Here is a 2875-nt window from a genome sequence, read left to right as displayed (position 1 = left end):
CGGTGCCCCCGCTCCGCGCCCCCGCGGCCTTAGCCAGGGGCCCCACCGCTCCTCCGGACACGCAGGGCAGGCCGGCGGCCCCGGACGCAGAGGCGATGCCGCAGGTCCTGCGCCGACCCGTCCCCTGCCGCGCGTCGAGGGGCCCACGGGCGCGGGCGGTCCCGGGGAGCGTCCCGAGGAGGCGCGTGCTGGAGCGTGGGGCGAGGAGCCGCAGCGTGTGCACGACGGCCGCGGACACGGCGGCCCTGCCGGTCCCGGCGGTCCGCCGCGCACCCGGCGTCGCCGTTCCCGGATCCCGCGCCCGATGCGGCTCGGCGCGACCCTCGCGGTGCTGCTGCTGGTGATCGTGCTGGGCTGGGGCGCGGGCCTCACCCTCTGGGCGAACAGCCGGATCGAGCACGTCGATGCGCTGTCCGAGGCGGAGAACACGCCCGGGACCACCTATCTCATCGCCGGCTCCGACAAGCGCGACGGCGAGGCCGTGAACGCCGACGGCACCGAGGGCGCCCGCACCGACACGATCATGCTCCTGCACAAGGCGCGGGGCGGGAAGAGCTACCTGATCTCGCTGCCCCGCGACACGCTCGTGGCCATCCCCGGGTACGGCGGGTACAAGCTCAACGCCGCCTACTCCTTCGGCGGCGCTCCCCTGCTGGTCGAGACCGTCGAGGAGTTCACGGGGCTGGCGATCGACCACTACGTCGAGATCGGCTTCGACGGCGTCTCGCAGGTGGTCGACGCGGTCGGCCACGTCAACCTGTGCATCGACCAGGACGTGGACGACGAGAAGTCGGGGCTGAAGATGACGGAGGGCTGCCACGACGTGGGCGGCGAGCAGGCCCTCGCCTTCGTGCGCGCCCGCTACTTCGACCCGACCGCGGACATCGGCCGTCAGGCCCGCCAGCAGCAGTTCGTCTCCGCGCTGATGGACCGCGCCACCTCCCCCGCCGTGCTGCTGAACCCGATCACGCAGGTGCGGCTCGCGGGCGCCGGCTCCGGCGCGCTGACCACCAGCGACGGCACCGGCATCGTGGACGTGGCCCGGATGGCGCTGACCGCCCGCTCCGCGATGGGCTCGGGCTCGCTGTCCATCCCGATCGAGGATCCCGAGTACCAGACCAACAACTCCGGCGTCGCGATCCTCACCGACGACGAGGACATCAAGGCGTTCTTCGAGTCGGTGGCCGACGGCACGGCCGAGCCCGAGCCGGCGGAGGGGTGAGCCGAGGGCGCGTGCGAGAGCGCCCTGCACGACGAGGAGCGGCCGACGTCCCGAGGGACGTCGGCCGCTTCGCTGTCGCAGGTCCGTGCGGGCCGGTGGCGTGCCCCGTGGGGCGCCCGGCTCAGCGGAAGAGCATGTCGATGACGATGTTCACCGAGTTCAGCACCGATTGACCCTTCGAACGGGAGTAGTCGGTGTAGAGGATGTGCACCGGGTGCTCGGCGACGGTGAGGTCGTGGCGGCCGATCTCCTCGACGAGCTCGGAGGCGTGCGCCATCCGGTTCTGCTCGATGGTGATCTTCTCGCACGCCTCGCGGCCCAGGACCCGCAGCCCGTTGTGGGCGTCGGTGAGCTTCACCCCGGAGGTCAGGTTCGAGTACCAGACCGCCCCGCGCAGCACCATGCGCTTGATCAGGCCGGGCTTGGTGCGGGCATCGAGGAAGCGGGAGCCGAGCACGATGTCCACGCCCTCCGCATCCCGCTTGAGGATCATCTCCGCGGCGTCGTCGACCTGGTGCTGCCCGTCGGCGTCGAAGGTCACGATCTGCCGCATCTGCGGGTCGCGCAGCGCGTAGTCGATGCCGGTCTTCAGCGCCGCGCCCTGGCCCATGTTGTAGGGGTGGCGCACCACGGCGGCCCCGGCCTCCTCGGCGATCCGGGCCGAGCCGTCCGCGCTGCCGTCGTCCACGCAGACCACGAGCGGGTAGCGGGAGCGCAGGTCACGGATCACGTCGCCGATGACGACGCCCTCGTTGAACAGCGGCACGACGAACCAGGTGCAGTCGGCCCCGGGCGCGTGCGTGGCGCGCGAGGGGTCAGGGCTGTCCATGGGTTCTCCTCGTGTGACGGAGCATTCGGCGGCCGGGAGGCGCACGCCCGAGGAGGATACCCTGTTGCGGTGGACACTCTGCTCGAAGCGCTCGGCCCTGCCCTCGGGGTGAGCGGGCGCACCTTCATCATCCAGCTGCTGCTGGTGGCGGGGATCGTGGCGATCGTCGCGTGGCTCTTCGTCAAGCGCGGCGCGAAGCAGCTCGCCGTCCGGCGGCTGCTCGTCATCGCCTTCGCCGTCTTCGCGGCGCTGACCGTGCTGTTCCCCACGATGCTCACGCGCGTGGCGCACATGGTCGGGGTGGGGCGCGGCGCCGATCTGCTCCTGTACGCGACGGTCCTGGTGCTGCTGGGCTTCCTCGCCCTCCAGGAGGCGCGGACGAAGAACGCCGAGAAGCGCACCACCTATCTGGCCCGACGGCTCTCCCTCGACGAGGCGGAGCCGGCCGCGCAGTACCGGGAGCGCTCCCTGCGCGAGCACGACGGATGACGGACGCTGCGAGCCTCCTCCTCGTCGTCCTGATCGTCCTCGCCGCCGCGTACGTCCCCGGCTATCTCGCCGTCCGCGCGCTGGCCGGTTCCCGCCTGATCGCCCTCGCGTTCGCGCCGGCGATCGGGACCGCGGTGGCCGGGATCGGCGCGATCATCGCCTCCATGGCGGGGGTGGCCTGGACGCTGCTCCCCTTCGCGGTCCTCTCCGCGCTGCTGGTGCTCCTCGCGCACCTCCTCGGCCGGCGCGGGGTGCGCCTCCCCTCGACGGTGCTCGACGGCCCGCTGCTCGCCCCGCGCCCGCTCGTGGCGCACCTGGGCTGGGCCGGCGCGCTC

General features: G+C 72.7%; 4 protein-coding genes. 3 read left to right on the top strand and 1 reads right to left on the bottom strand.

Annotation, left to right across the window (positions count from 1 at the left end; translation table 11 throughout):
• The first annotated feature begins 217 nt into the window (after positions 1-217).
• The gene (locus tag HMPREF3159_RS06360) at positions 218-1222 is read left to right on the top strand and encodes an LCP family protein (protein WP_246821514.1); all 1005 of its coding nucleotides are present in this window, start codon (positions 218-220) and stop codon (positions 1220-1222) included.
• Between the two features lie 121 nt (positions 1223-1343).
• Here the strand turns inward: HMPREF3159_RS06360 and HMPREF3159_RS06355 are convergent, their stop codons facing one another.
• The gene (locus tag HMPREF3159_RS06355) at positions 1344-2051 is read right to left on the bottom strand and encodes a glycosyltransferase family 2 protein (protein WP_070500181.1); all 708 of its coding nucleotides are present in this window, start codon (positions 2049-2051) and stop codon (positions 1344-1346) included.
• A 69-nt stretch (positions 2052-2120) separates the two neighbouring features.
• On the opposite strand from HMPREF3159_RS06355, the gene HMPREF3159_RS06350 reads away from it, so the two are divergent.
• Both HMPREF3159_RS06350 and HMPREF3159_RS06345 read left to right on the top strand, forming a co-directional pair.
• Entirely contained in the window at positions 2121-2540 is a 420-nt protein-coding gene (locus HMPREF3159_RS06350) for a DUF2304 domain-containing protein (protein WP_010549819.1), read from the top strand.
• A partial coding sequence (locus tag HMPREF3159_RS06345; protein ID WP_371441696.1) for a DUF6541 family protein occupies positions 2537-2875 on the top strand: 339 nt, incomplete at its 3' end. The genes HMPREF3159_RS06350 and HMPREF3159_RS06345, both read left to right, overlap by 4 nt.

It is taken from the genome of Brachybacterium sp. HMSC06H03 (assembly GCF_001807385.1).
In the GTDB taxonomy this organism is placed as follows: Bacteria; Actinomycetota; Actinomycetes; order Actinomycetales; family Dermabacteraceae; genus Brachybacterium; species Brachybacterium conglomeratum.
The sequence above is the reverse complement of the archived record's forward strand: the minus strand, read 5'-3'. Positions and strand labels throughout refer to the sequence as shown.

Bases quoted from the DNA above. Each gene is read 5' to 3' on its own strand.
- HMPREF3159_RS06355 (WP_070500181.1), bottom strand. From the start codon at position 2,051: ATGGACAGCCCTGACCCCTCGCGCGCCACGCACGCGCCCGGGGCCGAC.